The sequence below is a fragment of the Streptomyces sp. NPDC001858 genome, from assembly GCF_053594615.1.
Genome location: NZ_JBSFEV010000092.1, coordinates 1 through 5996, shown reverse-complemented (window position 1 = coordinate 5996; position 5996 = coordinate 1). Strand labels below are relative to the sequence as shown.

Sequence of the window (5996 nt, the reverse complement as noted above, 5' to 3'; positions counted from 1 at the left end):
CCCGACGTATAAATCACATACGCCGGATGCTCCAACACCAGCCCACCCAGCCGATCAGCATCCACCAGATCACCGGCCGCCTGACCTGCCACCGCGCCCGCAACAGCCGACTCGTCCAGCACCACACAACCCGCCGCCGCAGGCAACGCCGACACCGTCACAGAGTCCGTGACCACCAGGACCGGATCCGCGTCCCCGAGCATGTAGGCGATCCGGTCCACCGGGTACTCCGGATCCACCGGCACGTAGCCTGCGCCGGACTTCAGCACGGCCAGCAACGCCACGACGAGCTCCACCGACCGCGGCAACGCCACCCCCACCAACCGCTCCGGACCCGCACCCCGACCCACCAGATACCGCGCCAGCCGATTCGCCCGCGCATTCAACTCGCCATACGTCAGCTCTACACCGTTGCTCACCACGGCGGTGGCCGCGGGAGTCCGCGCCACCTGCGCCTCGAACAACTCCGGGACCGTCACCCCCGGCACGTCATGGGCGGTGTCGTTCCACTCCACCAACACCCGCCGACGCTCATCAGCGCCAAGGACACTGATCGCGCGGATCGGCTCATCGGGAGTGGCAGTGACGGCTTCGAGGAGCCTGACCAGGCGCCGAGCCAGGTACTCGACGGTGGCCTGCTCGAACAGGTCGGTCCGGTAATCCAGCCGTCCTTCAAGTCCGGCGGGCGTTCCGTCGGTGGTGTGGGTTTCGCCCAGGTTGAAGGACAGATCGAACCTGGCGGCAGCGCCCTGCAAAGGCTCTGCCTTGGCGTGGATGCCGGGCAGGTCGAGGTCCGGGCGGGCGTTGTTCTGGAACGTGAGCATGACCTGGAACAGCGGATGCCGGGCCATCGACCGGGCCGGGTTGAGGATCTCCACCAGGCGCTCGAAGGGGACGTCCTGATGTGCGAACGCCGACAGATCCGCTTCCCGCACGCGCTCCACCACCTCACGGAACGACGGGTCACCCGACACGTCCGTGCGCAGCACCAGCGTGTTCACGAAGAACCCGACCAGTTCGTCGAGGGCGTCGTCGGTGCGGCCGGCCACCGGAGTGCCGATCGGGATGTCCTCGCCCGCGCCCATCTTCGACAGCAGCACCGCGAGAGCGGCCTGCACCGTCATGAACAGACTCGTCCCGCACGACCGGGACAACCCCACCAGCCGCCCATGCACCTCAGCCGGAACCGACAACCGCACCGAACCACCCACGTGCGACGCCACCGCCGGACGCGGGAAGTCCACCGGCAACTCCAACTGCTCCGGCAGGTCATGGAGTGTCTGCTTCCAGTAGGCGACCTGGCCGGCGATCACACTGTCCGGATCGTCCTCACTGCCCAGCACCTCACGCTGCCACAACGTGTAATCCCCGTACTGCGCTGGCAACGGCTCCCAGGCAGGCGACCTGCCCTCACACCGCGCCGCATACGCCTGAGAAAGATCACGGGCCAACGGAGCCATCGACCAGCCATCCGCCGCGATGTGATGCACCACCACGACCAGCACGGACTCGTTCTCGGCCTGCTGAAGGACACGCACCCGCCACGGCAGATCCCGCTCCAGATCAAACGCGGCAGACACCACCGCCGAGACCGCGGCAGCGACATCACGCTCCGCCACCATCTCCACGACACACTCCGGCACCGCCGCGTCGCCGTCCAGGATCTCCTGCCGCGGCTCACCGTCCACCTGCGGAAACACCGTCCGCAGGCTCTCGTGCCGACCCGCCACATCGCCCAACGCCGCGCGCAACGCCCCCACGTCCAGGGCACCCGACAGCCGCAGCACCAGCGGGATGTTGTAGGTCGCGGACGGGCCTTCCAACTGGCCCAGGAACCACAGACGGCGCTGCGCGAACGACACCGGCAACCACTCCGGACGCTCACGCACCCCCAACCGCTCCCGCACCCGACCACCCTCGTTCAGCCGGTCGGCCAGTCCCGCGACGGTCGGGGCTTCGAACAGGGCCCGGATGCTCGCCTCGACGCCCAGCGTGGAGCGAATGCGGCTGACCAGTCGTGTGGCAAGGAGGGAGTGGCCGCCGAGGTCGAAGAAGCTGTCGTCGATCGAGACGGAGTCGGAGTCGACGCCCAGGACCTCGGCGAACAGGCCGCACAGGACCTTCTCACGAGGTGTGCGGGGAGCCCTGCCGGCCGTGTGCGGGGTGAAGTCGGGTGCGGGCAGGGCCCGCCGGTCCAGCTTCCCGTTCGGCGTCAGCGGCAGCCCGTTCAGGACCACGAAGGCGGACGGGATCATGTAGTCCGGCAACCGCTGAGCTGTATAGCCGCGCAGGTCGGCCGGATCCATGGTGGCGTTCGCCGTGGGGACGACGTAGGCCACGAGGCGCTTGTCGCCGGGCTGGTCCTCACGCACGATCACCACGGTCTGGGCCACATCCTCGTGGTCTGCCAGTACCGCCTCGATCTCACCCGGCTCGATACGGAAACCCCGCACCTTGACCTGGGCGTCTGCACGGCCCAGGAACTCCAGGACCCCGTCAGCACTCCACTTCGCGAGATCCCCGGTCCGGTACATCCGCGAGCCCTCGGGGCCGCCGAACGGGTCCGCGATGAACCGCTCCGCCGTCAGACCCGCACGGCCGAGATACCCCCGAGCCAGCTGCACACCCGCGATGTACAGCTCGCCCGCGACACCCACCGGCACCGGCGACAGCCCGCCATCCAGCACATAGACACGGGTGTTGGCGACAGGCCGACCGATCGGCACCGAGTCCGGCAGCTCCGCATCCGTGTACCACGAGGTTGCGTAGACCGTGGCTTCAGTAGGGCCGTAGCAGTTCGCTATCCGGGAGCCGGGGAGAACCGAACGGAGCTTCTTGGCGACCACTGGCGAGATGGCCTCGCCGGCCATGACGACCGTCGATATGTCGGCTTCCAGTTCGCCGCGCTCAAGGAGGGCGGCGAAGACCGAGGGCACACCGCTGACCAGACTGGGTGCCTGGCCCTCCGCGGATTCGTCGCCCAGAACGAGCAGATCGCGAATCACGTTGATACGGCCACCCGCCAGCAAGGGCGAGATCGTCTCGAACACCGACACATCGAAGTTGAGCGACGTGCTGGCGTAGACCTGCGTCAACCGATCGGCGCCAAGCCCTGAGGCGGCCCATGCGGTCAGGTTCACCGCGCTGCGCTGCTCGATGACGACGCCCTTCGGCCATCCCGTCGACCCGGACGTGTAGATCACATATGCCGGGTGCCGCGGCTCGAGACGGCCCAGCCGATCATCGTCACCGAGATCGCCGGCATCCTGTTCAGCCACCGCCGCTCGGATGGCGGGCTCGTCCAGCACCACACGGCCCACACCCGCACCGCCGTCGCCGCCACCTTCGCAGCCGCTGACGCCGTCGCCGTCGCCGTCGCCGGGCAGCACGGCCGCCGTTGCGGTGTCCGTCAGGACGAGCACCGGGTTCGCGTCCTCGACGATGTAGCCGATCCGGTCAGCCGGGTACGCCGGGTCCACCGGCACATAGCCCGCACCCGTCTTCAGCACCGCCAACAAGGCCACGACCAGCTCGACCGACCGCGGCAGGCACAGGGCCACGAGCCGCTCCGGTCTCACACCCCGACTCACGAGATAGCGGGCCAGCCGGTTCGCCCGCGCGTTCAGCTCTGCGTACGTGAGCTCAACGTTTCCGCCGGCGACCGCAACCGCCCCCGGAGTCCGCGTCACCTGTGCCTCGAACAACTCCGGCAGCGTCGTCTCCGGCAATTCGCTTTCGGTGTCATTCCAGACGGTCAGAATCCGCTCACGCTCGCCCTCACTCAGGACGTCTATCTCGCGGATCGGCTGGTCGGGGTCGGCTACGGCCGCTTCGAGCAGCCGTGCCAGCCGCTCTACCAACTCCTGTGCCGTGTGGCCGTCGAAGAGGTCGGTCCGGTAGTCCAACTGGCCTGTCAGCCCGGCAGGGGTCCCGTCGGGGGTGTGGGTTTCGCCCAGGCTGAAGGACAGGTCGAACTTCGCCACCACGCCACTCACGGGTTCTGCTTGCGCGTGGATACCGGGGAGGTCGAGGTCCGGGCGGGCGTTGTTCTGGAACGACAGCATCACCTGGAACAGCGGATGCCGTGCCATCGACCGCGCCGGATTGAGGATCTCTACCAACCGCTCGAACGGGACGTCCTGATGCGCGAACGCCGCCAGATCCCGCTCCCTGACCCGCCCCACCACCTCACGGAACGACGGGTCCCCCGACACGTCCGTGCGCAGCACCAGCGTGTTCACGAAGAACCCGACCAGTTCGTCGAGGGCGTCGTCGGTGCGGCCGGCCACCGGAGTGCCGATCGGGATGTCCTCGCCCGCGCCCATCTTCGACAGCAGCACCGCGAGAGCGGCCTGCACCGTCATGAACACGCTCGCCCCGCACCCGCGCGAGACCTCCACCAGCCGCGCATGCACCTCAGCCGGCACGTTCATCGCCACCGAACCACCCACATGCGACGCCACCGCCGGACGTGGGAAGGCCACCGGAAGCTCCAACTGCTCCGGCAGGTCATGGAGTGTCTGCTTCCAGTAAGCGACCTGACCGGCGATCACACTGTCCGGATCATCCTCACTGCCCAACGCCTCACGCTGCCACAACGTGTAATCCGCATACTGCACCGGCAGCTCACGCCACCCCGGAACCTCACGCTGGCAGCGCGCCGCATACGCCTGAGACAGATCACGAGCCAGCGGAGCCATCGACCAGCCATCCGCAGCAATGTGATGCACCACCATCACCAGGACCCACTCACCGGAGCCCTCCACCTCCAGCAACCGCACCCGCCACGGCAGATCCGACTCCAGATCAAACCCCGCACCGGCAACACCAGCCACCACCCCGGCAACCCGCTCCGACGCCACCGACTCCACCGACTCCACCGACTCCACCAGCAACGACGGCACACCCGCCCGGCCCTCAACGACCACCTGCCGCGGCTCACCATCCACCTGCGGAAACACCGTCCGCAAACTCTCATGCCTACCCGCCACATCCCCCAGCGCCGCCCGCAACGCCCCCACGTCCAGCGCACCCGACAACCGCAGAACCAACGGGATGTTGTAGGTCGCGGACAGTCCCTCCAACTGCCCCAAGAACCACAGCCGACGCTGCGCGAACGACACAGGCAACCACTCCGGACGCTCACGCACCCCCAACCGCTCCCGCACCCGACCACCCTCGTTCAGCCGCTCGACCAGTCCCGCGACCGTCGGGGCCTCGAACAGGGCACGGATACTCACCTCCACACCCAGCGTGGAGCGAATGCGGCTGACGAGGCGTGTCGCGAGGAGCGAGTGGCCACCGAGGTCGAAGAAACTGTCGTCGATCGAGACGGAACCGACGCCGAGGACCTCGGCGAACAAGCCGCACAGGATCTCCTCCCGCGGCGACCTCGGCGCCCGGCCCAATCCGTCCGAGGCGAACTCCGGAGCAGGCAAAGCCCGCTGATCCAGCTTCCCGTTCACAGTGATCGGCAGCCCGTCCAGCACGACGAACGCCGACGGCACCATGTAATCCGGCAACCGTTCCGCCACATGACCGTGCAGCACGGCCGTGTCCAACTCCTCCGCATCGGCCGGCACGACATACGCCACCAGGCGCTTGTCACCCAACTGGTCCTCACGGACGACCACCGCGCTCTGGGCCACCAGCGCATGCCCGGCCAGCGCCGCCTCGATCTCACCCGGCTCGATACGGAAACCCCGCACCTTCACCTGGGCATCCGCACGCCCCACGAACTCCAGGACACCAGCGGCGTTCCACCTCACCAGGTCCCCGGTCCGGTACATCCGGGCCCCCGCCGGACCGAACGGGTCCGCGACGAACCGCTCCGCCGTGAGACCGGCACGACCCACATACCCCCGAGCGACACCGGCGCCCGCGACATACAACTCACCCGCGACACCCACCGGCACCGGAGACAGAGCCCCATCCAGCACGTACACACGCGTGTTGTCCATCGGCCGGCCGATCGGCACAGAACCGCCCACGGCAGC

At 68.2% G+C, this 5996-nt stretch carries 1 protein-coding gene; it reads right to left on the bottom strand.

Going from position 1 to position 5996, the window contains the following annotated elements; genetic code table 11:
• Positions 1–5996, bottom strand: a 5996-nt coding sequence (locus tag ACWCPF_RS45170; protein ID WP_451050985.1) for an amino acid adenylation domain-containing protein, incomplete at both ends; no start/stop codon positions are given.